A 22,880-nucleotide genomic window follows, 5' to 3' on the forward strand; every position below is an offset into this window, starting at 1 on the left:
GGGCCTGCGGGGCTCAACTGACCCTTTCCGCACGGTGCTTGACGGCCTTCAGGCGGACCTCCGCCGGGAGGGCGGCCAGGCCCGCCGAGTCGCGGGCGTGGGTCAGGGCCCGGGTCGTCAGGTGGTGCAGGGCCCAGGACGGGTCCACGTGCGGCTCCAGGAGGAGCTGGACGCGGGCCTGCGGGGCCGTGCGACGGCCGGTGAGGTGGGCGTGGGCGTGGGCGACGCCGTCCGGCTCCGCCGCCTCTGTCGCCAGGACGCCCTCCAGGGCGCGGCCCCGCAGCAGCGCCCCCTCGCTGTCGCCGGTGTCCACCAGGACCTCTCCCAGCCTGCGCCGGCGCAGCACCGCGGCCAGCCACCACAGGGCGAGCAGGACGAGGACGGCGAGGGCGCCGAGCACCGTCGGCCACCACCAGCCGTGACCCTCCCAACGGGTGCGCTCGGCGTCGCTCAGCAGGACGTCGTGGCGGCCGCCGTGGATCCACCAGGACGGCGGGTTCGCGCCCAGCCCGACGGCCAGGACGGAGCCGCCCAGGGCCAGAAGGGCGAGGCCCACGACGCCGATCAGCACACGGTTGACGATCCGCAGCACCGCCCTCACCCCTTCCGCCCGATGCGCCGTACACGGACACGCAGCGCGGGCGGACGCGAGAGCCCCATACCGCTGATCGCGGCACCCAGCGAGGCCTCCAGGTCCTCCTGTACGTCGTCCAGTTCGCGGAAGTGGGAGACGACGTGCACGTCGGCGCGCGAGCGGCCCATCCTGACCCGCGCCGACTGGACGCCGGCGATCTCCATGGCACGGTCGCGCAGCACCAGGGCCGCGGCCTCCCGGTGCAGTCCGGCGTGGACGTCGGGGTGGACGCGCCGCATCGGCAGGACGCCGCGCAGTCCGGGCGTGGCCGCCAGCACGATCAGCCAGACGCCGAGGGCGGCGGCGACTCCGGCGCCGACGAGGACCCAGGTGTCGTCGAGGGGGCGGTGGGCGAGCTGGTGGGCCAGTTCGCGGCGCCAGGCCATGGCGGGCCGGTGCGCCCGTACGGCGGCGACGTCGTACAGGAACATGCCCGCGACGGCGAGGACCAGCAGTGCCACGACGGCCGCGGGGACGCGGCGCGCGGACCAGAAGCGGCCCTCGGGGCCGTGGTCGCCGACGACCGGGGGCGGTGGTGCCTCCGGCGCCCGCTCGATGACCGGCAGTCGTTGTGTGGTGCCCTCCGAGCCCTGGGGCTCGCTCATCGCGTCCTCCCCTGTGCCGCGCCGTGCGCCGGGGTCAGATGCAGCCGTTCCACGTGGACGGCGACCTCCGGCACCTCCATGCCCACCAGAGCGCGTACCCGGGAAGCGACATGTCGACGCACATCCGCGCACCGGGCGCCGATGTCGCACGGATAGTCGAGTTCGAGATGGAGACGGATGTGGGCGGTGCGGTGGTGGACGACGACCGTCGCGTAGGGGTGTGACGCCTCGTCGGACTGGCCGGTGAGCGCCTCGCGGGCCGCCTCGGCGGCGATCTTCGAGACGACCCGGTCGGCGATCCGGGTCGCGCCGCGCTCCCCCGGCGCGACGGCGGCCGGGGGTCTGCCCAGTTCACCGACGCCGTCGCTCACCCCCGTCACCGCCGGCGGTCGTCACGCGTGCGGAAGAAGTCGCCGAGTTCCAGGTCCCCCTCCAGGAACCGGCCCGCGACGAAGCCGATGGCGCCCAGGGCCGCCACCAGCAGGAAGGCCCCGAAGCCGCCGAAGTAGCCGGCGAAGCCCAGCGCCATCCCGGCGATCATGCCGACCACGGCCATGCTCATCGTGTGCTCCCCTCACGGTCGTTCACAGGCCGGTCGGTCACTGGATCCGGGGCTCCGGCTCCTCGTCCTCTTCCTCCGGCAGCTTCACGTCGCTCACCGCGATGTTGACCTCGACCACCTCGAGGCCGGTCATCCGCTCCACGGCCGCGATGACGTTCTCACGGACGGCGCGGGCGACGTCGGCGATGGAGACGCCGTAGTCGACGACGATCTCCAGGTCGAGCGCGGTCTGCACCTCGCCGACCTCGGCCTTCACCCCGCGGGTCACCGACTTCGAACCGCCGGGCACGCGGTCGCGCACGGCGCCGAAGGTGCGGCTGAGTCCACTGCCGAGGGCGTGGACGCCGAGCACGTCCCGGGCGGCCAGCCCGGCGATCTTCTCCACGACCCCGTCGGCGATGGTCGTACGGCCGCGGGTGCCGGGGTCTCCGCCGCCGCGCCGTGTCGCCTGCGACCTGCGGGTCCCCGGGGTCTCGGGTAGGTCCTTCTCGCCCGTGGGGGTCCTCGTCCGGTTCTGCTCCGTCATGTCGGTCATCGCCGTACGTCCCTTCCGGTTCGTCGTCCTGTGACCACGGTAAGTGGGGTTGCCGCGGGGCGCGCCGGGGATGCGGCAGGCTGGAGGAATGACCGCGGACGGATGGGCTCGGACGGTACGGCACCGGCTGGGGGTGGGCAGGCTCCTGCCGCTGGGGGCGCCGGGCGACGGCGCGTGGATCGCGGAGGAGGCGGCCGCGGCGGTCCTGCGGCATGCGGCCGCCGGTCTGCCCGCAGTACGGCTGGACGTCCTCCGCATCGCCCTCACCGACCCGGAGGACGCCCACGACCCCGTCGTACCGCCCCCGCCGAGCGCACTGCCGCCGGGACCGCTGCGGATCACGGCGGACTTCGCGGCGACGACGACCGAGCCACTGCCGACGACGGCGACCCTCCTCCGCACGACGCTCGCGACGGCGGCGACGGAACTGCTGGGGCTGACGGTGACGGAGGTGGATCTACGGGTGACGGAACTGCTGGACGAGGAGCAGGAGTCGGCGGAGGCCGGTGTGTCCTCGGCGGTCCGCCCCGCCGATGCCCCGACGGCACCGCAGCGGCCGACGGACCCGGGGACTCCCGACGAGGACCGAGTGGCCGCCGCCGTCCTGACCGTCCCGGGCGTGACCCGTCTGACGAGCGCCCTCGGACGCCGGGCCGTGCGCCTGGCGGAGGACCGTGAGACGGAGGGCGCACTCCCCCGCCGCCACGCACACGTGGAGTTCGCGGTCGACGTGGACCGCCGGGCCCTGGACGTGGCCCGCGAGGTCCGCACCGCCGTCTCCGAGTCCTTGCCTGACCACCCGGCGGTAACGGTGCTGGTCACGGCGGTGGATCACTGACCTGAGCGTCGCCTCGGGCCGTGGGTCACTCGCCGAGGCCCGCCAGGTCTCGCAGGCGGCGGGCCTGGGCGGCTCGTTCCGCTGCGCGCTGGTCGTCGTAGGTGCGGTGGTGGGCGCCGCGGATGAGGGTCTTGGTTTCGATGACCGCGTCCCGGGGGGCCGACAGGATCGCCGACGCCAGGTCGGAGACGGCGGCGTCCAGTTGGTCGGCGGGGACGGCGAGGTTGGCGAGGCCGGTGCTGACCGCCTCCTCGGCCTGGACGAAGCGGCCGGTGAGGCAGATCTCGAGTGCGCGGCCGTAGCCGACGAGGGCGACGAGCGGGTGCGTGCCGGTCAGGTCCGGGACCAGGCCCAGGCTGGTCTCGCGCATGGCGAACTGCACGTCGTCCGCGACGACGCGCAGGTCACAGGCGAGGGCGAGCTGGAAGCCGGCCCCGATGGCATGTCCCTGTACGGCGGCGATGGAGACGAGGTCGCCGCGCCGCCACCAGGTGAAGCCGTCCTGGAAACCGGCGATGCTCGCGTCGAGTTCACCGTCGCTGCTGCGTGCGAGGTCGATGAACGTCGGCTCGCCCTCGATGCCCTCGGGCGTGAACATCTGCCGGTCGAGGCCGGCGGAGAAGGACTGCCCCTCGGCACGCAGCACCACGACACGGACCGACCCCGGCAGCACCCGCCCGGCCTCGGCGAGCGCCCGCCACATCGCGGGGCTCTGCGCGTTGCGCTTGGCCGGGTTGGTGAGCGTCACCGTGGCGATCGCGTCGTCGACGGTGAGCCGTACGCCGTCCTTGTCGAGTACGGGACCGAGGTCCTGGGCGGACGTGGCCATGGGGCGCCTCCGATGCGTGCGGTCAGCAGAGCAGTAGGGACTACAAGCTAAGTGACTGCACAGTAACCACCCGGCCAGTCATCCGGCCGACCGGGTGGCCACCATCGAAGCCGATGGGCCGCCCGGGTCAGGACGAGGCGGCCTTCTTGCCCCGTGTCGCACCGCCACGCCCACGGAGCGTGACGCCCGACTCGCTGAGCATCCGGTGCACGAAGCCATACGAGCGGCCGGTTTCCTCGGCCAGTGCCCGAATGCTCGCACCGGAGTCGTACTTCTTCTTCAGGTCTGCCGCGAGCTTGTCGCGCGCGGCGCCGGTCACCCGGCTGCCCTTCTTCAGAGTCTCGGCCACCCGTGCCTCCTCATGGGAAGTGCGCTCTGGTCTCCTCATGATCACCCCTCCGGGCCGTCATGGCCACCCATTCGGCAAGGTCCGTGAGACAGGCTTTTGACGACAGGAGCGCGTCCCCACATACGGAACCTGATGTTCCGCGTGGTCGTGTTCGTTCGGCCGAACGGGTTGATCCACGAAGTGCCAGGTCAGGACGTGACGCGGCCGAGCCCTTCCGGAGGGAGGGCTCGGCCGGGAAATCGATGTAGGACACACCTCGGTACGAGGAGATCTCACACAGATGGTGGATCACCGATGGGCCGAATGATCCATACGCCGTTGATCACGCTTTCGATCAAGCGAGGGCGACGAGGTCCGCGTAGTCGGAACCCCACAGATCCTCGACCCCGTCGGGCAGCAGGATGATGCGCTCCGGCTGGAGTGCCTCCACGGCGCCCTCGTCGTGGGTGACCAGGACGACCGCGCCCTTGTAGGTACGCAGGGCGCCCAGGATCTCCTCGCGGCTGGCGGGGTCGAGGTTGTTGGTGGGCTCGTCCAGGAGCAGCACGTTGGCGGAGGAGACCACCAGGGTCGCGAGGGCCAGACGGGTCTTCTCGCCGCCGGACAGGACGCCGGCCGGCTTGTCGACGTCGTCGCCGGAGAACAGGAACGAGCCGAGCACCTTGCGGACCTCGACGAGGTCCATGTCGGGGGCGGCCGAGCGCATGTTCTCCAGGACGGTGCGGTCGGCGTCCAGGGTCTCGTGCTCCTGGGCGTAGTAGCCGAGCTTGAGGCCGTGCCCGGGGACGACACCGCCCGTGTCGGGCTGCTCGACGCCCGCGAGGAGCCGGAGCAGGGTGGTCTTTCCGGCGCCGTTCAGACCGAGGATGACGACCCGGGAGCCCTTGTCGATGGCCAGGTCGACGTCGGTGAAGATCTCCAGCGAGCCGTAGGACTTCGACAGGCCCTCGGCCATCAGCGGGGTCTTGCCGCAGGGCGCGGGCTCGGGGAAGCGCAGCTTGGCGACCTTGTCCGACTGCCGGACCGCCTCCAGGCCGGCGAGCAGCTTGTCGGCACGGCGGGCCATGTTCTGCGCGGCGACGGTCTTGGTCGCCTTGGCCCGCATCTTGTCGGCCTGCGAGTGCAGCGCGGCGGCCTTCTTCTCGGCGTTGGCGCGCTCGCGCTTGCGGCGCTTCTCGTCGGCCTCGCGCTGCTGCTGGTAGAGCTTCCAGCCCATGTTGTAGACGTCGATCTGGGCGCGGTTGGCGTCCAGGTAGAACACCTTGTTGACGACCGTCTCGACCAGGTCGACGTCGTGGGAGATGACGATGAAGCCGCCGCGGTAGGTCTTGAGGTAGTCCCGCAGCCAGATGATCGAGTCGGCGTCGAGGTGGTTGGTCGGCTCGTCGAGCAGCAGGGTGTCCGCGTCGGAGAACAGGATGCGCGCCAGCTCGATACGGCGGCGCTGACCGCCGGAGAGCGTGTGCAGCGGCTGGCCGAGGACCCGGTCGGGCAGGTTGAGCGCGGCGGCGATGGTGGCGGCCTCGGCCTCGGCGGCGTACCCGCCCTTCGTCAGGAACTCCGTCTCCTGGCGCTCGTACTGCCTCAGGGCCTTCTCGCGTGTGGCGCCCTGGCCGTTCGCGATGCGCTGCTCGTTCTCGCGCATCTTGCGCAGCAGGACGTCCAGGCCGCGCGCGGAGAGGACGCGGTCGCGGGCGAGGACGTCGAGGTCGCCGGTGCGGGGGTCCTGGGGGAGGTAGCCGACCTCGCCGGAGCGGGTGATCTGGCCGGCGGCGGGGATGCCCTCGCCGGCGAGGCACTTGGTGAGGGTGGTCTTGCCGGCGCCGTTGCGTCCGACCAGGCCGATGCGGTCGCCCTTGGCGACTCGGAAGGTGGCGGACTCGATGAGGACTCGGGCGCCGGCGCGCAGCTCGATACCGGTGGCGGAGATCACGGACATGCTCCAGGGCGGACAGGGGGTTGACGGATGGGCGGCTGAGGACGTTCCCGCCGTCTAATGCGCGAGGAGAATGGCCATGGGCCAAGTCTAACGGGGCCGTGCAAGCGCATTTTCTACGTCCGGGTGTTCGTCACGGCACTTGTCAGTTCCCTCCGGTGTGCACCTGGAAGGCGGCGCGGCGCACGGCCTTGGCGAGAGCCGGGTCGGGGTGGGCGGCGGCGAGGGCGACCAGGACCTGGACGGTGCGCGGGTGGCCGACGGCGCGCACCTCGTCGAGCAGCATCGGCACCGTGGGCTGCACTGCGGACTCCAGGTGCCGTACCAGCATGGGGGCCTCGCCGTGGTCGGCGACGGCGGCCGCGGTGTCGACCCACAGCCAGGTGGCCTCCTCGCGGGTGAGCACCTCGTGGGCGTCCTCGGGGTCGACGCCGTCGTGCTCGGCCAGCCACAGCAGGGCGTACGGGCGCAGGGTGGGCTCGTCGGCGACGGCCCGGACATCGGGCTCTGCGGGGGCGCCGACCACGCGCAGCGCCTCGAAGGCGAGGCCGCGCAGCAGGGCGTCGTCGCCGCGGGCGGCGGCGATGAGCTCGGTCACGGCGCTGCCGACGGGCCGGGCGGCGAGCCAGGCGCGGTACTCGGCGCGGGCGGCGTTCGGGCGCAGCTGGGCGCAGCCGCGCAGCATCTCCTCGGCGACGGCCTCGATGTTCCCGGCCGGGCTCTGCGCGGCGACGCAGATCTGCTCCAGCTTCACCCACACCGCCCAACTGCCGAGCGGGGTGAGCGTCGCGTGTCCGTCGCCGTAGGTGAGGGCGCCGACGGAGGCGAGGGCGTGCAGGGCCCAGTCCAGGAGGGGGGCGAGCGGGGCGTCGGGCGCCTCGGGCTGCTCGACGGGCTCGGGCTGCGGACCGTACGGGATCTCGCAGCGTTCGGTGCGCAGTTCGACGACCCGCTGCTCCAGCAGGTCCAGCAGCTGCTCCACCGGGACGGGCCCGGCGGACAGCTGGAGGAAGGAGAGCACCTGCGGCATCGCCGAGACGACCTCGGCGACGGCGGCGGGCTCGCGCTCCGAGAGTTCCGCGTGGGCCAGCGACCAGGCGTCGAACAGGGCGACCCAGCCGCGCAGCACGGCGCTGTCGTCCCGGTCCCAGGCGCGCAGCCGCCAGCCGGGGCGGGCGCTGTCGCCGTGCACCTCGATGAGGCCCGCGAGCCGTGCGGTGTCCCAGTCGGCGCGGACCTGAGCGACGGTCAGGCCGAGGTCCCGGGCCGCGCGTTCGGCGGTCGCGTCGGAGAGGGTGGCCTTGCCGTCGGCCCGCGCGCCCTCGCTGCCGGGGCCGAGGGCGGCGTCGGCCCAGTGGGCGACACGGGCCGCGTCGGCAAGACCGGAGCGCGCCATTCTGGCCAGCTCCGCGGGTGCCGGTGTGCCCTCCGGCGGGCGCGGCGCCGGGCGCCGTGGGCGCCGCTGGTTCACGGCTGTGGGGGCGGCGGCCAGGGGTCGCGGGCGGACGATTCGAAGCCTGGAGTCGCGCGGGATACGGGACGTCACAGGTGCAGTCTTCCGGTTGACGGTCCGAAAACCCAAACGGAACGTCACCGGGGGCGACGGGCGTGGCCAAGGGACGGCGGCGCGGGAGCGGTGAAGGGCCTGGAACAGGCCAGTGGTACGGCCTTAAACGGAATCGGGTCGACCGTTCGGCCCCGCCTCCTCACGGCGGGTCACATCAGCGGGGTCAGGAAGCGGCGCAGCGCCTCCTCGTAGCCTTCCGGGTCGGCGTTCCACATCGCCGCGTGCGGGGCGCGGCGGACGGTGTGCAGGGCGACCATGTTCGGGCGGCCCTCGGCGAGGCTGTGGGAGAACTGCCAGGGGGCCAGGGTGTCGTCCGGGCCGTGGATGACGAGGGTCGGCACACTCGGTTCGGCGGCGGCCGCGGCGGAGCGGTCGCCCTCCATGCCGGTGCGGCCCTGCGCGGCGCGCACCGCGAGCGGCAGCAGGGCGCCCGGGGTGCGGCGGGCGGCGGCGAGGGCGCGCAGGGTGGTCGCCCAGCTGAGCACCGGCGAGTCCAGGATCAGCCCGGAGATCCGGTCGCGCAGTCCCGAGTGGGCGGTGGCGCGCATCGCCATGGTGGCGCCGGTGGACCAGCCGAGCAGCACGACCCGTTGGGCGCCGTTGCCGACGGCGTGCCGGACGGCCGCGTCCAGGTCGCGCCACTCGGTCTCGCCGAGGTGGTTCAGGCCGTCCGGGGAGCGGGGGGCGCCGGGGTCGCCGCGGTAGGCGGGGGCGAGCACCGGGAAGCGCTGGCGGTGCAGGAACTCCATGAGGTTCATGGTGTGTTCGCGGGTGGCGCCGAGGCCGTGCACGGCGATGACCCAGGTGCCGCGCGCGCCGGGCACGAACCAGGCGGGCAGGGTGCCGAGTTCGCCGGGGATCTGGACGTCGGTGTGGTCGAGGCCGAGGGAGTCGCGGGGGTTGCCGACGTACAGGTTGGGGGTGAGCCACACCTTGTCGCCGGGTTCGAGGGTGCCGTGCGTGACGCGTTCGAGGCGGCGTACGACGGTGTCGGCGGAGTGCGTCGCGTGGGCGAGGACGGGACCGACGACCGCGTGCGTGCCGTCCCCGGCCAGGCCGTAGGTGCCGGGGCGCAGCGCGGCGAGGTCGCGGGTGAGGGCGATCTGGCCGGCCGCCGTGGCGTGCACGGTGAGCCGGGGTTCGGTGGGCAGGGGGCGGCCGGGCGGCGCCTTGAGCGCGGCGTCGCTGGCGAACCGGCCTGCGGCCACGGAGGCCGCGCCGGCGGCCAGGGCTACGGTGACGGCGGCGGCCGTCGCTTTGACAGTGCGCACCTGTCCAGTGTCCTGGCGGTCCGGGTGACCGGCCAGCGGAAGGAGGAAGCGGGGTGATGCCGTCCGTCGGCGGCGGTGTGGTGTGCTCACCTCACCCCGGTACCCCGTGACGTCACCTCTGCTGCCCGTACCCCCGCAGCTTTTCGCCCACCTCCTCGACCTGGGCGAGGGAGAGCAGGTTCGGCGACATGCCCGGCACCGAGGAGGCGGTGAGCCACAGGCGGCACATCCACTCCAGCTGGGCCGTGCGGTCGTAGGCCTGGGACAGGCTCGTGCCGTGGGCGACCGTGCCGTGGTTCTGCAGGAGGCAGGCGCTGCGGTCGGCGAGGGCGCGGAGCATGTTCTTGGCCAACTCGTCGGTGCCGTAGGTCGCGTACGGGGCGACTCGGACGGGGCCGCCCAGGGCCGCGGCCATGTAGTGGATCGTCGGGAGCTCGGGGACGAGGGTGGAGACCGCCGTCGCGTGGACGGCGTGGGTGTGGACGACGGCCCGCGCGCCGGTCGAACGGTATACGGCGAGATGCATCGGCAGCTCGCTGGTCGGGATCAGGGTGCCGAGGATCTGCCGGCCGTCGAGGTCGACGCCGGTGATGTCGTCCGGTGCGAGGCGGTCGTAGGGGACGCCCGTGGGGGTGACCAGAACGGTGTCGCCGACGCGGGCCGAGACGTTGCCCGAGGTGCCGACGACCAGGCCGTCGGCGACGGTGCGGCGGGCCGTCGCCACGAGCTCCTCCCAGGCCCGCGTCTCCTCGGGGAGCGCGCCCCTGCCCCGCTCTTCCCGTGCGTTCCGCCCGTCCCACTGCTCCTCACCCATGCCGCGATCATCCCAGGCGCATCCCGGCCCGGCCCCCCAGTTCGCCCGGGGCTCCCGCTTGCGACACTCCGACGCCCCCCTCAGTTCATCTTCCGTTCACCCAGGTTTCCTACGGTCAACCGACCGATGACTTCGAACGATTGCCTGGGTAAATGGAAAGCTTCTCGCTGATCCTCGCGATTGTGGTGATCACCGCACTCGCGTTCGATTTCACGAACGGTTTCCACGACACCGCCAACGCGATGGCCACCACCATCTCGACCGGCGCACTCAAGCCCAAGGTCGCGGTGGCCATGTCCGCCGTGCTCAACCTTGTTGGCGCCTTCCTCTCCGTGGAGGTCGCGAACACGATCTCCAAGGGTCTCGTCGATGAGAACGGCATCCGTCCCGAGGTCATCTTCGCCGCCCTGGTCGGCGCGATCCTCTGGAACCTGGTGACCTGGCTGGTGGGCCTGCCCTCCAGTTCCTCGCACGCCCTGATGGGCGGTCTGATCGGCGCCACCGTCGCCTCGGCCGGCTTCGGCGCGGTCCACGGCGACGTGCTCGTCACCAAGGTGCTGCTGCCCGCGCTCGCCGCCCCGGTCGTCGCCGGGCTCGCCGCGATGCTCGCGACCCGCTTCTCCTACGCCCTCGACCGCAAGGCCGACGGCAGGGCGGCCGACAAGGGCTACCGCGCCGGGCAGATCGCCTCGGCCGGCCTGGTCTCGCTGGCCCACGGCACCAACGACGCGCAGAAGACGATGGGCATCATCACCCTCGCCCTGGTCGCCGGCGGCGCCGTCGCCCCCGACTCCGACCCGCCCACCTGGGTGATCCTCTCCGCGGGTCTGGCCATCGCCCTCGGCACCTACATCGGCGGCTGGCGCATCATCCGCACGATGGGCAAGGGCCTGACCGAGCTTCAGCCCCGGCAGGGCTTCGCCGCCCAGACCAGCGCGGCGACGGCCATCCTGGCCTCCTCGCACCTCGGTTTCTCCCTCTCCACCACGCACGTCGTCTCCGGTTCGGTGATGGGCGCGGGCCTCGGCCGCAAGGGCGGGGCGGTGCGCTGGTCGACGGCGACCCGGATGCTGGTCGCCTGGGTCCTGACGCTGCCGGCCGCCGCCCTGGTCGGCGCGGGCGCGGAGTCCGTGACCGATCTCGGGGACTGGGGCACCGCCGTCGTCGCCGTCTTCCTCGTCGCCGCGAGCGCCGCGATCTGGAAGGTCTCGCGCCGCGAGGTCGTCGACGCGTCGAACGTCAACGAGACCGAGGAGCCGGCCGGCGTCGTCACCACGGCGATCGCCGCGGTCACCCCTCCTCCCCCGGGCACGGTGACGGAGGGCCTGACGGCCACGATCGCCGCGCCGCCGGTCACCACCACGGAGCCGGCGGCCCCGCCGGCCGCCGTCTGAGCCCCGGCCACCCGGTAACGAAGGAAGCAGCAGCATGAAGATCGACTGGTCGGCCTTGGGCTCCGTCTTCGGTGTCAGCCTCGCGGTCACCGTGGGACTCGTGGCCCTGTTCACCCTCGGCGTCATGGGCCTGTCGCACCGCGAGCGGGCCACCGCACAGGGCGGCTCGGCGGCCCTCGCGACGGCCGGAGCGTACGTGGCCTTCGCGGGCTGCGCGGCGGCGGTGGCGTACGGAATCAACCTGATCATGGCCAAGGGCTGAGCCCTTTCCCGCAGTTGGTGCCGGGACGGTGATCCGTCCCGGCACCTCGCGTTTCCGTGAACACGGCGATTCCTCGCGTGTGGGCCTCAGCACACTCTCCCGTCGCAGGTCAACGGCAAGTTGACTGCCGTTCGGGTGCGTGGTGGACTGCCGGAGCCATGTACGGCGGCAAGGGAGGAAGCCGGTGCGAGTCCGGCGCGGTCCCGCCACTGTCACCGGGGTAGGTAGCCCCGGGAGCCAGGAACTCCCACCGCCGGTCTCGTCGAACCAGGGCGCGGACACCCTGAGTGAGGACATACAGCCATGCTCGCCTGCCGTTTGAGGTACAGGACCGGGATCCTTCGGAAGGGCCCCGGGTCGCTTCCCCGCCCCACGGCCGGCTGAGCCGATGCGTGCCGGTCGCGTCTTCGCGTACGGCGCCGCCGCCGGGCTCCTCGGTGACCAGCTGCTCGGCGATCCGCGCCGGGGGCACCCGGTCGCCGCGTTCGGACGGGCCGCGGGTGCCGTGGAGCGGGTGCTGTGGCGGGACCACCGCGGGTGGGGGGCGCTGCACACCGCCGTGTGCGTCGGGGGTGCCGTGGCGCTGGGCGCCGTGGCGGAGAAGGTCGTACGTCCGTCCCGTACCGCTTCCGTGGCGCTGACCGCCGCCGCCACCTGGGCGGTTGTCGGCGGCAGCTCGCTCGCGCGCGAGGCGCGGGTCATCGGGCGGGCCCTGGAGGCGGGTGACGTCGAGGGTGCCCGGGAGCGGCTGCCGCATCTGTGCGGGCGGGATCCGCAGGCGCTGGACGCGGACGGAATCGCCCGGGCCGTGGTGGAGTCGGTCGCCGAGAACACCTCGGACGCGGTGGTCGGGGCGCTGGTGTGGGGGGCCGTCGGCGGGGTGCCGGGGCTGCTCGGGTTCCGGGCCGTCAACACGCTGGACGCCATGGTCGGGCACAAGTCGGCGCGGTACCGGCGCTACGGGTGGGCCTCCGCGCGGCTGGACGACGTGGCCGGCTGGCCGGGGGCGCGGCTGACGGCGGCCCTGGCGACGGTCGCGGGGGGCGACCCGCGCGGGGCGGCACGGGCCTGGCGGGCGGACGCGGGGAAGCATCCGAGCCCCAACGCCGGTCCTGTGGAGGCCTCGTTCGCGGGAGCGCTCGGGGTGCGCCTGGGCGGGCCCCTCTCCTACGGCGGGCGGGTCGAGCACCGGCCCGTGCTCAACGCGCACGGCCGCGCCGTCGCCGTACCGGACATCGAGCGGGCCGTACGGCTCTCCCGGCGCGTCGGTCTGCTCGCGCTCGGCGTCAGTGCCGCCGCGCGCCTGTCGGTGAAGGGACGTACGTCATGAGCGGGGGTCTCCTCGTCGCCGGCACCACCTCCGACGCCGGCAAGAGTGTCGTCACCGCCGGGATCTGCCGGTGGCTGGTGCGCCAAGGGGTCAAGGTGGCTCCCTTCAAGGCGCAGAACATGTCGCTCAACTCCTTCGTGACGCGCGAGGGTGCCGAGATCGGGCGGGCGCAGGCCATGCAGGCGCAGGCGTGCCGGATCGAGCCGACGGCGCTGATGAATCCCGTGCTGCTGAAGCCCGGGGGCGAACAGAGCAGCCAGGTCGTGCTCATGGGCAAGCCGGTGGGCGAGCTGAGCGCGCGGGGGTATCACGGCGGGCGGCAGCAGAAGCTCCTCGGGACCGTGCTGGAGTGTCTCGCCGAGTTGCGGGGCACGTATGACGCGGTGATCTGTGAGGGGGCCGGCAGTCCCGCGGAGATCAATCTGCGCCGGACCGACATCGTGAACATGGGGATCGCCCGCAACGCCGGGCTTCCCGTCCTCGTGGTCGGTGACATCGACCGCGGGGGTGTGTTCGCCTCGTTCTTCGGGACGGTGGCGCTGCTGTCGGAGGAGGACCAGCGGCTCGTCGCCGGGTTCCTGGTGAACAAGTTCCGGGGGGACGTCTCCCTGCTGGAGCCCGGCCTCGACATGCTGCACGGGCTCACCGGGCGGCGGACGTTCGGCGTGCTGCCCTTCCGGCACGGGCTCGGCATCGACGAGGAGGACGGGCTCCGGGTCTCCCTGCGCGGGACCGTGCGGGAGTCGAACACCGCGCCCCCCGTCGGCGAGGACGTGCTGCGAGTCGCCGTCTGCGCGATCCCGCTCATGTCGAACTTCACCGACGTGGACGCCCTGGCCGCCGAACCCGGGGTCGTGGTGCGGTTCGTGGACCGGCCGGAGGAGCTGGCCGACGCCGATCTCGTCGTGATCCCGGGGACCCGGGGCACGGTCCGGGCCCTGGAGTGGCTGCGGGAGCGCGGCCTGGCGGACGCGCTGCGGCGCAGGGCCGCCGAGCAGCGGCCCGTCCTCGGCGTCTGCGGCGGCTTCCAGATCCTCGGCGAGCGCATCGAGGACGAGGTCGAGTCGCGGGCCGGCACGGTCGACGGGCTCGGCGTGCTGCCCGTACGCGTCCGGTTCGCCCGGGAGAAGACGCTCACCCGGCCCGTGGGAGAGGCCCTCGGCGAGCGGGTCGAGGGGTACGAGATCCACCACGGGGTCGCCGACGTGACCGGTGGGGAAGCCTTCTTGGACGGCTGCCGGGTCGGCCAGACCTGGGGCACCCACTGGCACGGTTCGCTGGAGTCGGACGGCTTCCGGCGGGCCTTTCTGCGCGAGGTGGCGGCCGCCGCGGGCCGCCGTTTCGTGCCGGCCGAGGACACGTCGTTCGCCGCGCTGCGCGAGGAGCAGCTCGACCGGCTCGGCGACCTGATCGAACAGCACGCGGACACGGACGCGCTGTGGCGGCTCATCGAGTCGGGCGCGCCGCAAGGACTGCCTTTCATTCCACCGGGAGCGCCCGCATGAGCACAGTGTTGTTGTTGTCGACCGCCGACACGGACCTGCTGGCGGCCCGGGCCGCCTCCGGCGCCGACTACCGGATCGGCAACCCGACGCGTGTCGACGTCGCCGAGGAACTGCCCGCTCTGCTCGACGGCGCCGACATCGCCGTCGTACGGCTGCTCGGCGGGAAACGGGCGTGGGAGGACGGGCTCGCCGCGCTGAGGGCGTCCGGCGTCCCGACCGTGCTGCTCGGCGGGGAGGCCGTGCCGGACGCGGAGTTGATGGCGGAGTCGTCCGTGCCGGCGGGTGTGGTGGCCGAGGCGCTGAAGTACCTCGTCGAGGGCGGCCCCGACAACCTCACCGAACTCGCCCGGTTCCTCTCGGACACCGTGCTGCTGACCGGCGAGGGGTTCGTCGAGCCGCGGAAGATGCCGGAGTACGGGGTCCACGGCTCCTACGACCGGGTCGACGGCCGTCCGACCGTGGGCGTGCTCTTCTACCGGGCCCATGAACTGAGCGGCAACACCGCGTTCGTGGACACCCTGTGCCAGGCCATCGAGGCGCGGGGCGCCAACGCCCTTCCCGTGTACTGCGGTTCGCTGCGCGGCGCGGACGCGGGGCTGTACGAGATCCTCGCCGGGGCGGACTCCCTGGTCGCCACCGTGTTGGCGGCCGGCGGCACGCACGCCTCAGAGGCCTCGGCGGGCGGCGACGAGGAGGCGTGGGACGTCGGGGCTCTCGCGGACCTGAACGTGCCCGTGCTGCAAGGGCTCTGCCTCACCTCCTCGCGGGAGACCTGGGACGCCTCGGACGCCGCCCTCTCTCCCATGGACGCGGCGATGCAGGTCGCGATCCCGGAGTTCGACGGCCGTCTGATCACCGTGCCGTTCTCCTTCAAGGAGCAGGGCCCCGACGACGTCCCGGTGTACGTCGCAGACCCCGAGCGGGCCGCGCGGGTGGCCGGGATCGCCGTACGGCACGCGCGGCTCAGGCACAAGCCGAACGCCGAGAAGAAGCTGGCGCTGGTGTTCACCGCCTACCCGACGAAGCACTCGCGCGTCGGCAACGCGGTGGGGCTCGACACGCCCGCGTCGGCGGTGCGGGTGCTGGACGCGCTGCGGGACGCCGGGTACGCGCTCACCGAATACCCCGACAACGGGGACGAGTTGATCCACCGGCTCATCGAGGCCGGCGGTCACGACGTGGAGTGGCTGACCGAGGAGCAGCTGGCCGCCGCGCCCGCGCGCGTGCCGCTCGCCGACTACCGGGCCTGGTTCGACAAGCTCGATCCGGAGCTGCGCGACGGGATGCTGGAGGCGTGGGGCGAGCCGCCGGGCTCGCTGTACGTCGACGGGGACGACATCGTGCTCGCGTCCCTGCGGTTCGGGAACGTCGTCGTGATGATTCAGCCGCCGCGCGGCTTCGGCGAGAACCCGATCGCGATCTACCACGACCCCGACATGCCGCCCTCGCACCACTACATGGCGGCCTACCGGTGGCTGGAGAACAGTTTCGGCGCCGACGCGATCGTGCACATGGGCAAGCACGGCACGATGGAGTGGCTGCCGGGCAAGGGACTCGGCCTGAGCGGCGGCTGCGCCCCGGACGCCGTGCTCGGTGAACTCCCGCTGGTCTACCCGTTCATCGTCAACGACCCCGGCGAGGGCACCCAGGCCAAGCGGCGAGGCCACGCCACGGTCGTCGACCACCTGGTGCCGCCGATGGCCCGCGCCGACACCTACGGCGACCTGGCGAAACTGGAGCAGCTGCTCGACGAGTACGCGCTCGTCTCCGACCTGGACCCCACCAAGGCACCGGCGGTGCGCGCGCAGATCTGGACGCTGGTCAAGGCGGCCGAGCTGCACCACGACCTGCACGTCGACGAGCAGCCGGACGACGAGGCGTTCGACGAGTTCGTCATGCACATCGACGGCTATCTGTGCGAGATCAAGGATGTGCAGATCAGGGACGGTCTGCACATCCTCGGCGGCGGTCCGGTCGGGGAGCCGCGCGTGAACCTGGTGCTCGCCGTGCTGCGCGCCTCGCAGGTGTGGGGCGGAAAGGCCGACGCGCTGCCGGGGCTCCGGGCCGCGCTGGCCGCTCATTTCGGGCTGGTGGAGAAGGAGTTGCTGGCCGAGCCCGGAGCACCGGTGAAGGTGCCGGTGGAGCTGACGGATCTGGTCGAGGGCCCCTCCCGCACGGCCGCCGACGCCGTGGACCTGCTGGAGCAGCTGTGCCGGCGGGTCGCGGAGGGCATGGAGGCGCGGGGCTGGGAAGCGGGCGCCGTCCCCGCTCTCGTCCGTGACGTCCTCGGCACCGAGCTCCCGGACGCGGTCGCGGTGCTGGAGTTCGCCTGCACCGAGGTGGTACCGCGGCTCGCGCAGACCACCGACGAGATCGGGCACATCCTCAGGGCGCTGGAGGGCGGTTACGTCCCCGCGGGCCCGTCCGGCTCCCCCACCCGCGGTCTGGTCAACGTCCTGCCGACCGGCCGCAACTTCTACTCGGTCGACCCCAAGGCCATTCCGTCCAGGCTGAGTTGGGAGGTCGGCCAGTCGCTCGCCGACTCCCTCGTGCAGCGCTATCTGCAGGACACCGGCGCGTACCCGAAGTCGGTGGGCCTCACGGTGTGGGGCACCTCCGCCATGCGGACGCAGGGCGACGACATCGCCGAGATCCTGGCGCTGCTGGGCTGCCGACCCGTGTGGGACGACGCCTCGCGCCGGGTCACGGGGTTCGAGGTGATCCCCCCGGCGGAGCTGGGCCGGCCCCGCATCGACGTCACGGTCCGCATCTCCGGCTTCTTCCGGGACGCGTTCCCGCATGTGGTCGGGCTGATCGACGACGCGGTCCGGAAGGTGGCCGAGCTGGACGAGCCCGCCGACCGCAACTTCGTGAAGGCCCACGCCGACGCCGACACCGCCGAGCACGGTGACCGGCGCCGGGCCACGGCCCGTATCTTCGGCTCCAAGCCGGGCGCGTACGGCGCCGGGCTGCTGCCGCTGATCGACGCCCGCAACTGGCGCTCGGACGCCGACCTCGCCGAGGTGTACGCGGTGTGGGGCGGTTACGCCTACGGGCGCGGGCTCGACGGGCGGGCCGCGCGCGGGGACATGGAGACGGCGTTCAAGCGGATCGCCGTGGCCGCCAAGAACGTCGACACCCGGGAGCACGACCTCGTCGACGCCGACGACTACTTCCAGTACCACGGCGGCATGGTCGCCATGGTGCGCCATCTGACCGGCGCCTCCCCCGAGGCGTACGTCGGCGACTCCGCCACCCCGGACCAGGTGAGGACCCGCACGCTCGGCGAGGAGACCCACCGCGTCTTCCGCGCCCGGGTGGTCAACCCCCGCTGGATGGCGGCCATGCGGCGCCACGGCTACAAGGGCGCCTTCGAGATGGCGGCGACCGTGGACTACCTCTTCGGCTACGACGCCACGGCCGGGGTCGTCGACGACTGGATGTACGAGAAGCTCAGCGCCGAGTACGTCTTCGCCCCGGAGAACCGGGAGTTCATGAAGAAGTCCAACCCGTGGGCGCTGCGCGGCATCACCGAGCGGCTCCTCGAAGCCGCCGAACGCGGACTGTGGGCCGAGCCGGACGCGGAGACCCTGGAGCGGCTGCGCGCCACGTACCTGGAGCTGGAAGGCGACTTGGAGGGCGACCAGTGACCACCCCCTTCCCCTTTACGGCGGTCGTCGGCCAGGACGATTTGCGCCTGGCGCTGCTGCTGAACGCCGTCTCCCCGGCGGTCGGCGGTGTGCTGGTGCGCGGCGAGAAGGGCACCGCCAAGTCCACTGCGGTCAGGGCCCTTTCGGCGCTCATGCCGCAGCTGAACGTGGTCTCGGGCTGCCGTTTCTCCTGCGACCCCGACTCCCCCGACCCGGCCTGCCCGGACGGCCCGCACGAGCCGGGGGCGTTCGAGACGCGCCCGGCGCGGATGGTCGAGCTGCCGGTGGGCGCCTCCGAGGACCGGCTGGTGGGCGCCCTGGACATCGAGCGGGCGCTGGCAGAGGGCGTGAAGGCCTTCGAGCCGGGCCTGCTGGCCGACGCCCACCGCGGGATCCTGTACGTCGACGAGGTCAACCTCCTCCACGACCATCTGGTCGACCTGCTGCTGGACGCGGCCGCGATGGGCGCCTCCTACGTCGAGCGCGAGGGTGTGTCCGTGCGCCACGCGGCCCGGTTCCTGCTCGTCGGCACCATGAACCCCGAAGAGGGCGAGCTGCGGCCGCAGTTGCTGGACCGGTTCGGCCTGACGGTGGAGGTGGCCGCCTCGCGCGAGCCCGACCAGCGGGTGGAGGTCGTACGGCGCAGGCTGGCCTACGACGACGATCCGGCCGGGTTCGCGGCCCGTTGGGCGGACGAGGAGGCGGCCGTACGGCAACGGATCGTCGCCGCCCGCGAGTTGTTGCCGTCGGTGCGGTTGGGCGACGGGGCGCTGCGGCAGATCGCGGCGACCTGCGCGGCCTTCGAGGTGGACGGCATGCGGGCCGACATCGTGATGGCCCGCACGGCGACCGCACTGGCCGCCTGGGCGGGACGGACCGAGGTGCTCGCCGAGGACGTACGGCAGGCGGCCCTGCTCGCGCTGCCCCACCGGCGCCGACGCAACCCCTTCGACGCGCCGGGCCTCGACGAGGACAAGCTCGACGAGACGCTGGAGCAGTACGCCGAGGACGACGACCCGGAACCCGACGGCGACGGACCCGGCGGGGGCGGCGGGCAGCCGACGCCCGACGAGGGCCCCCAGGGTGGCGGGGACACGGGCGCGCGCCCGGAGGCCGGGGAGGACGGCGAACCGCAGGCCTCCGGCGCCGGTGAGCAGTCCGCCGTACGGGCCGCCGAGCCCTTCCGGACCAAGGTGCTGAGTGTGCCCGGGATCGGCGAGGGCGCGGCGGGCCGGCGTTCCCGGGCGCGGACCGAGCACGGGCGCACGACGGGTGCCAGGCGGCCCAGGGGCACGCTCACCAAGCTGCATCTGGCGGCGACCGTGCAGGCCGCGGCGCCGCATCAGCGGGCGCGGGGACGCTCCGGGCCAGGGCTGGTCGTGCGGCGGGACGATCTGCGGCAGGCGACGCGGGAGGGGCGCGAGGGCAACCTCGTGCTGTTCGTGGTCGACGCCTCCGGGTCGATGGCGGCGCGGCAGCGGATGAGCGCCGTGAAGGGCGCCGTCCTGTCGCTGCTGCTGGACGCCTATCAGCGGCGGGACAAGGTGGGGCTGGTGACCTTCCGGGGCGCGGCGGCGGAGGTGGCGCTGCCGCCGACGTCGTCCGTCGACGCGGCCGCGGCCCGGCTGGAGTCGCTGCCGACGGGCGGGCGGACGCCGCTCGCCGCGGGGCTGCTCAAGGCGCATGACGTGCTGCGGGTGGAGCGGCTGCGGGATCCCGCGCGACGGCCGCTCGTGGTCGTGGTGACGGACGGACGGGCCACCGGGGGTCCCGAACCCGTGGCGCTCGCCGGGCGTGCGGCCCGGCTGTTCGCGGCCGAGTCGGTCGCCTCGGTCGTCGTCGACTGCGAGTCGGGGCCCGTGCGGCTGGGGCTGGCGGGGCAGCTCGCCGGTGAGCTGGGCGGTACGGCGGTGACGCTCGACGAGTTGCGGGCGGACTCCATCGCCGGGCTGGTGAAGGACGTACAGAGGAGGGCCGCGTAATGCCGCAGGGGCAGCCGAGTGTCGTACCGGACGACGGACTGACGACCCGTCAGCGCCGTAACCGTCCGCTGGTGGTCGTGCACACCGGGATCGGGAAGGGCAAGTCCACCGCCGCGTTCGGGCTCGCGCTGCGGGCCTGGAACCAGGGGTGGCCGATCGGGGTGTTCCAGTTCGTCAAGTCCGCCAAGTGGAAGGTCGGCGAGGAGAACGCGCTGCGGGTGCTGGGCGCCTCCGGTGAGGGCGGCAGCGTCGACTGGCACAAGATGGGCGAGGGCTGGTCGTGGGTGCAGCGCGACGAGCAGCTGGACAACGAGGAGAAGGCCCGGGAGGGCTGGGAGCAGGTCAAGCGGGACCTGGCCGCCGAGACCTACAAGCTGTACGTGCTCGACGAGTTCGCCTACCCGATGCACTGGGGGTGGGTGGACACCGACGAGGTCGTGGAGGTGCTGCGGAACCGGCCCGGGACCCAGCATGTCGTGATCACCGGACGCAACGCGCCCGAGAAGCTAGTCGAGTTCGCGGACCTGGTGACCGACATGTCCAAGGTGAAGCATCCGATGGACGTCGGACAGAAGGGGCAGAGGGGCATCGAGTGGTGACCTCGTCCGTCCCACGGCTGGTCGTCGCCGCGCCGTCCTCCGGCAGCGGCAAGACCACCGTCGCCACGGGGCTGATGGCCGCGTTCACCGCGCGGGGGCTCGCCGTGTCCCCGCACAAGGTCGGACCGGACTACATCGACCCCGGGTACCACGCGCTCGCCACCGGGCGGGTGGGACGGAACCTCGACGCGTACCTGTGCGGGCCGGAGTTGATCGGTCCGCTGTTCGCGCACGGGGCGCGCGGGTGCGAACTCGCCGTCGTCGAGGGGGTGATGGGGATGTACGACGGGGCTGCGGGCGAGGGCGAGCTGGCGTCCACGGCCCAGGTCGCCAAGCTGCTGCGGGCGCCGGTGGTGCTGGTCGTGGACGCGTCCTCGCAGTCCCGGTCGGTGGCGGCGCTGGTGCACGGGTTCGCCTCCTGGGACCCCGAGGTACGGGTCGGGGGCGTGATCCTGAACAAGGTGGCGTCGGACCGGCACGAGGAGCTGCTGCGGGAGGCGCTGGAGGCGGCCGGGGTGCCGGTGCTGGGCGTCCTGCGGCGGGCTCCGCAGGTGGACACGCCGTCCCGGCATCTGGGCCTGGTGCCGGTAGCCGAGCGGCAGGCCGCCGCCGTGGACGCCGTGGCGGCGATGGCGGCGCAGGTGGCTGCCGGGTGTGATCTGGAGGGGTTGCTGGACCTGGCCCGGGGGGCGGGTGCGTTGTCCTGTGCGGCATGGGATCCGGCTGAGGCCCTGGTCTCCTCGCCCCCGCCGCCCCTTCCCGTCCCACCTCCAGGAGCTGCCGCCCCTTCGGCCCCGCCCAGGGGACTCCGCCCCCTGGACCCCCATCGGCCCTCCGGGCCTCGTCCTCAGACTCCCCCAGACGGGCTGACGGTTGCCGTTGCCGGCGGACGTGCTTTCACCTTCTCCTACGCCGAGCACGCCGAGCTGCTCGCCGCCGCCGGAGCCGAGGTCGTGGTCTTCGATCCGCTGCGCGACGAGCAACTGCCCGACGGGACCGCCGGGTTGGTGATCGGCGGCGGGTTTCCCGAGGTGTACGCCGCCGAGCTGTCCGCCAACGAGCCCCTGCGCAAGGCCGTCGCGGCGCTCGCCGAGAGCGGTGCCCCCGTCGCCGCCGAGTGCGCCGGACTGCTGTATCTCTGCCGTGAGCTGGACGGGCGGCCGATGTGCGGGGTGATCGACGCCGACGCCCGTATGTCCGAGCGACTGACGCTCGGCTACCGGGACGCCGTCGCCGTCAGCGACAGCGCGCTCGCGCCCGCCGGGACGCGGATGCGGGGGCACGAGTTCCATCGGACCGTCGTCGAGCCGGGGGCGGGGGCGGCTCCCGCGTGGGGCGTGCGCGCCGCCGGCAGGCGGGTCGAAGGCTTCGTACAGCAAGGTGTGCACGCGAGTTATCTGCACACGCACTGGGCGTCCGAGCCCGGTGTCGCCCGTCGGTTCGTGGAGAGGTGCCGGACGTCATGAGCAACAGCAGGCTGATCGGGGTCGGAGTGGGACCCGGCGATCCGGAACTCGTCACCGTCAAGGGCGTCAACGCGCTGCGCGCCGCCGATGTCGTCGTCGTGCCCGTGATGGCGGCGCCCGACGGGAAGGACGGCGGCGAGCCGGGCCGGGCCGAGGCGACCGTGCTGCACTACGTGCCCGAGGAGAAGGTCGTCCGGGTCGTGTTCGCGCTGAACGAGCGCAGTGACCGTCAGCGGCGGGAGGCCGCCTGGGACGCGGCCGGGGCGCGGGTCGCCGCCCTGCTCACCGCGCACTCCGTCGTCGCCTTCGCCACCATCGGCGACCCGAACGTGTACTCGACGTTCACCTATCTCGCGCAGACCATCGCCGAGCTCGTGCCGGGGACCGTCGTCGAGACCGTGCCCGGCATCACCGCCATGCAGGAGCTCGCGGCGCGCTCCGGGGCCGTGCTGACCGAGGGCACCGAACCGCTCACCCTCGTCCCCGTCACCGCCGGGTCCGCCGTGCTCAAGGACGCGCTGAACGGGCCCGGGACGGTCGTCGCCTACAAGTTCGGGCGGCAGGCGGGCGAGGTCGCCGAGGCCCTGCGGGAGACCGGGCGGCTCGGCGACGCGGTGTGGGGGTCGGCGCTCGGGCTGGAGAGCGAGTCCATCCGGCCGGCCGCCGAGCTCGACGGGGCCCCGCTGCCGTACCTCTCCACGCTCATCGCGCCCGCGCGGCGCGGCGGCGGGCGGGGCGGCAAGCTGTGACCG

General features: G+C 73.2%; 21 protein-coding genes and 1 riboswitch. Of the genes, 10 read left to right on the forward strand and 11 right to left on the reverse strand.

From position 1 onward, the window contains the following. Window positions 1-13: 13 nt before the first annotated feature. Genes amaP through MKW14_RS14645 form a run of 5 tightly spaced genes read right to left on the reverse strand, consistent with a single transcriptional unit; the run spans window position 14 to window position 2,336 of the window. Window positions 14-601, reverse strand: coding sequence for an alkaline shock response membrane anchor protein AmaP (gene amaP / locus MKW14_RS14625; RefSeq protein ID WP_240862963.1), 588 nt, complete (start codon window positions 599-601; stop codon window positions 14-16). After that, window positions 598-1,239: a DUF6286 domain-containing protein gene (locus MKW14_RS14630; protein ID WP_240862965.1), complete on the reverse strand. Its 642-nt coding sequence runs from the start codon at window positions 1,237-1,239 to the stop codon at window positions 598-600. Before MKW14_RS14630 ends, amaP begins: the two co-directional genes overlap by 4 nt. Beyond that, complete coding sequence (locus MKW14_RS14635) at window positions 1,236-1,619, reverse strand: Asp23/Gls24 family envelope stress response protein (protein WP_240862966.1); 384 nt, start codon at window positions 1,617-1,619, stop codon at window positions 1,236-1,238. The genes MKW14_RS14630 and MKW14_RS14635 overlap by 4 nt, the downstream gene beginning before the upstream one ends. Next, window positions 1,616-1,801, reverse strand: a complete 186-nt coding sequence (locus MKW14_RS14640; RefSeq protein ID WP_133048226.1) for a hypothetical protein — start codon at window positions 1,799-1,801, stop codon at window positions 1,616-1,618. The genes MKW14_RS14635 and MKW14_RS14640 overlap by 4 nt, the downstream gene beginning before the upstream one ends. Before the next feature lie 37 nt (window positions 1,802-1,838). Next, window positions 1,839-2,336: an Asp23/Gls24 family envelope stress response protein gene (locus MKW14_RS14645; protein ID WP_240862969.1), complete on the reverse strand. Its 498-nt coding sequence runs from the start codon at window positions 2,334-2,336 to the stop codon at window positions 1,839-1,841. 88 nt (window positions 2,337-2,424) lie between these two features. Between MKW14_RS14645 and MKW14_RS14650 the strand changes: the two genes are divergently transcribed. Continuing rightward, entirely contained in the window at window positions 2,425-3,174 is a 750-nt protein-coding gene (locus MKW14_RS14650) for a nucleopolyhedrovirus P10 family protein (RefSeq protein WP_240862972.1), read from the forward strand. A 25-nt stretch (window positions 3,175-3,199) separates the two neighbouring features. On the opposite strand, the gene MKW14_RS14655 is transcribed toward MKW14_RS14650, so the two are convergent. The 6 genes from MKW14_RS14655 to MKW14_RS14680 form a co-directional block, all read right to left on the reverse strand. Beyond that, complete coding sequence (locus MKW14_RS14655; protein ID WP_240862974.1) at window positions 3,200-4,003, reverse strand: enoyl-CoA hydratase/isomerase family protein; 804 nt, start codon at window positions 4,001-4,003, stop codon at window positions 3,200-3,202. 127 nt (window positions 4,004-4,130) lie between these two features. Then, window positions 4,131-4,352, reverse strand: a complete 222-nt coding sequence (locus tag MKW14_RS14660; protein WP_004002281.1) for a helix-turn-helix domain-containing protein — start codon at window positions 4,350-4,352, stop codon at window positions 4,131-4,133. Between the two features lie 334 nt (window positions 4,353-4,686). Next, window positions 4,687-6,285: an ABC-F family ATP-binding cassette domain-containing protein gene (locus MKW14_RS14665; RefSeq protein ID WP_240863184.1), complete on the reverse strand. Its 1,599-nt coding sequence runs from the start codon at window positions 6,283-6,285 to the stop codon at window positions 4,687-4,689. A 148-nt stretch (window positions 6,286-6,433) separates the two neighbouring features. Continuing rightward, entirely contained in the window at window positions 6,434-7,684 is a 1,251-nt protein-coding gene (locus tag MKW14_RS14670) for a hypothetical protein (protein WP_276620588.1), read from the reverse strand. A 320-nt stretch (window positions 7,685-8,004) separates the two neighbouring features. Further along, window positions 8,005-9,126: an alpha/beta hydrolase gene (locus MKW14_RS14675; protein ID WP_240862978.1), complete on the reverse strand. Its 1,122-nt coding sequence runs from the start codon at window positions 9,124-9,126 to the stop codon at window positions 8,005-8,007. Between the two features lie 112 nt (window positions 9,127-9,238). After that, window positions 9,239-9,940: a class II aldolase/adducin family protein gene (locus MKW14_RS14680; RefSeq protein ID WP_240862980.1), complete on the reverse strand. Its 702-nt coding sequence runs from the start codon at window positions 9,938-9,940 to the stop codon at window positions 9,239-9,241. 152 nt (window positions 9,941-10,092) lie between these two features. On the opposite strand from MKW14_RS14680, the gene MKW14_RS14685 reads away from it, so the two are divergent. The 9 genes from MKW14_RS14685 to cobI all read left to right on the forward strand — a co-directional run bounded on the left by MKW14_RS14685 (window position 10,093) and on the right by cobI (window position 22,877). Continuing rightward, window positions 10,093-11,334: an inorganic phosphate transporter gene (locus MKW14_RS14685; protein WP_240862982.1), complete on the forward strand. Its 1,242-nt coding sequence runs from the start codon at window positions 10,093-10,095 to the stop codon at window positions 11,332-11,334. A gap of 34 nt (window positions 11,335-11,368) precedes the next feature. Next, complete coding sequence (locus MKW14_RS14690) at window positions 11,369-11,596, forward strand: hypothetical protein (protein ID WP_133048219.1); 228 nt, start codon at window positions 11,369-11,371, stop codon at window positions 11,594-11,596. A gap of 126 nt (window positions 11,597-11,722) precedes the next feature. Further along, a riboswitch (cobalamin riboswitch) is annotated at window positions 11,723-11,862 on the forward strand. Between the two features lie 122 nt (window positions 11,863-11,984). Further along, window positions 11,985-12,926, forward strand: a complete 942-nt coding sequence (locus MKW14_RS14695; RefSeq protein WP_240862984.1) for a cobalamin biosynthesis protein — start codon at window positions 11,985-11,987, stop codon at window positions 12,924-12,926. Then, entirely contained in the window at window positions 12,923-14,431 is a 1,509-nt protein-coding gene (locus tag MKW14_RS14700) for a cobyric acid synthase (protein ID WP_240862986.1), read from the forward strand. The genes MKW14_RS14695 and MKW14_RS14700 overlap by 4 nt, the downstream gene beginning before the upstream one ends. Further along, a complete protein-coding gene (gene cobN / locus MKW14_RS14705) occupies window positions 14,428-18,081 on the forward strand; it encodes a cobaltochelatase subunit CobN (protein WP_240862987.1) in 3,654 nt (1,217 codons plus the stop codon). The genes MKW14_RS14700 and cobN overlap by 4 nt, the downstream gene beginning before the upstream one ends. After that, window positions 18,078-20,063: a putative cobaltochelatase gene (locus MKW14_RS14710; RefSeq protein ID WP_240862988.1), complete on the forward strand. Its 1,986-nt coding sequence runs from the start codon at window positions 18,078-18,080 to the stop codon at window positions 20,061-20,063. Before cobN ends, MKW14_RS14710 begins: the two co-directional genes overlap by 4 nt. Continuing rightward, window positions 20,063-20,662: a cob(I)yrinic acid a,c-diamide adenosyltransferase gene (gene cobO, locus MKW14_RS14715; protein ID WP_240862989.1), complete on the forward strand. Its 600-nt coding sequence runs from the start codon at window positions 20,063-20,065 to the stop codon at window positions 20,660-20,662. Before MKW14_RS14710 ends, cobO begins: the two co-directional genes overlap by 1 nt. Beyond that, on the forward strand, window positions 20,659-22,128 hold the full coding sequence (locus tag MKW14_RS14720; protein WP_374116568.1) for a cobyrinic acid a,c-diamide synthase CobB: 1,470 nt from the start codon (window positions 20,659-20,661) through the stop codon (window positions 22,126-22,128). The genes cobO and MKW14_RS14720 overlap by 4 nt, the downstream gene beginning before the upstream one ends. Further along, window positions 22,125-22,877 (forward strand): precorrin-2 C(20)-methyltransferase, encoded by a 753-nt coding sequence (cobI, locus tag MKW14_RS14725; RefSeq protein ID WP_240862991.1) that lies wholly within the window; start codon window positions 22,125-22,127, stop codon window positions 22,875-22,877. The genes MKW14_RS14720 and cobI overlap by 4 nt, the downstream gene beginning before the upstream one ends. The last annotated feature ends 3 nt before the right edge of the window (window positions 22,878-22,880 follow it).

The organism is Streptomyces gilvus, from assembly GCF_022513565.1.
Lineage (GTDB): Bacteria > Actinomycetota > Actinomycetes > Streptomycetales > Streptomycetaceae > Streptomyces > Streptomyces gilvus.

What these genes read in the sequence shown, in the direction of transcription:
- MKW14_RS14630 (WP_240862965.1), bottom strand. Translation starts at nt 1,239, where the DNA reads ATGAGCGAGCCCCAGGGCTCGGAGGGCACCACACAACGACTGCCGGTC.
- MKW14_RS14640 (WP_133048226.1), bottom strand. Translation starts at nt 1,801, where the DNA reads ATGAGCATGGCCGTGGTCGGCATGATCGCCGGGATGGCGCTGGGCTTC.
- MKW14_RS14645 (WP_240862969.1), bottom strand. Translation starts at nt 2,336, where the DNA reads ATGACCGACATGACGGAGCAGAACCGGACGAGGACCCCCACGGGCGAG.
- MKW14_RS14650 (WP_240862972.1), top strand. Translation starts at nt 2,425, where the DNA reads ATGACCGCGGACGGATGGGCTCGGACGGTACGGCACCGGCTGGGGGTG.
- MKW14_RS14655 (WP_240862974.1), bottom strand. Translation starts at nt 4,003, where the DNA reads ATGGCCACGTCCGCCCAGGACCTCGGTCCCGTACTCGACAAGGACGGC.
- MKW14_RS14670 (WP_276620588.1), bottom strand. Translation starts at nt 7,684, where the DNA reads ATGGCGCGCTCCGGTCTTGCCGACGCGGCCCGTGTCGCCCACTGGGCC.
- MKW14_RS14680 (WP_240862980.1), bottom strand. Translation starts at nt 9,940, where the DNA reads ATGGGTGAGGAGCAGTGGGACGGGCGGAACGCACGGGAAGAGCGGGGC.
- MKW14_RS14685 (WP_240862982.1), top strand. Translation starts at nt 10,093, where the DNA reads ATGGAAAGCTTCTCGCTGATCCTCGCGATTGTGGTGATCACCGCACTC.
- MKW14_RS14690 (WP_133048219.1), top strand. Translation starts at nt 11,369, where the DNA reads ATGAAGATCGACTGGTCGGCCTTGGGCTCCGTCTTCGGTGTCAGCCTC.
- MKW14_RS14695 (WP_240862984.1), top strand. Translation starts at nt 11,985, where the DNA reads ATGCGTGCCGGTCGCGTCTTCGCGTACGGCGCCGCCGCCGGGCTCCTC.
- MKW14_RS14700 (WP_240862986.1), top strand. Translation starts at nt 12,923, where the DNA reads ATGAGCGGGGGTCTCCTCGTCGCCGGCACCACCTCCGACGCCGGCAAG.
- cobN (WP_240862987.1), top strand. Translation starts at nt 14,428, where the DNA reads ATGAGCACAGTGTTGTTGTTGTCGACCGCCGACACGGACCTGCTGGCG.
- cobO (WP_240862989.1), top strand. Translation starts at nt 20,063, where the DNA reads ATGCCGCAGGGGCAGCCGAGTGTCGTACCGGACGACGGACTGACGACC.
- cobI (WP_240862991.1), top strand. Translation starts at nt 22,125, where the DNA reads ATGAGCAACAGCAGGCTGATCGGGGTCGGAGTGGGACCCGGCGATCCG.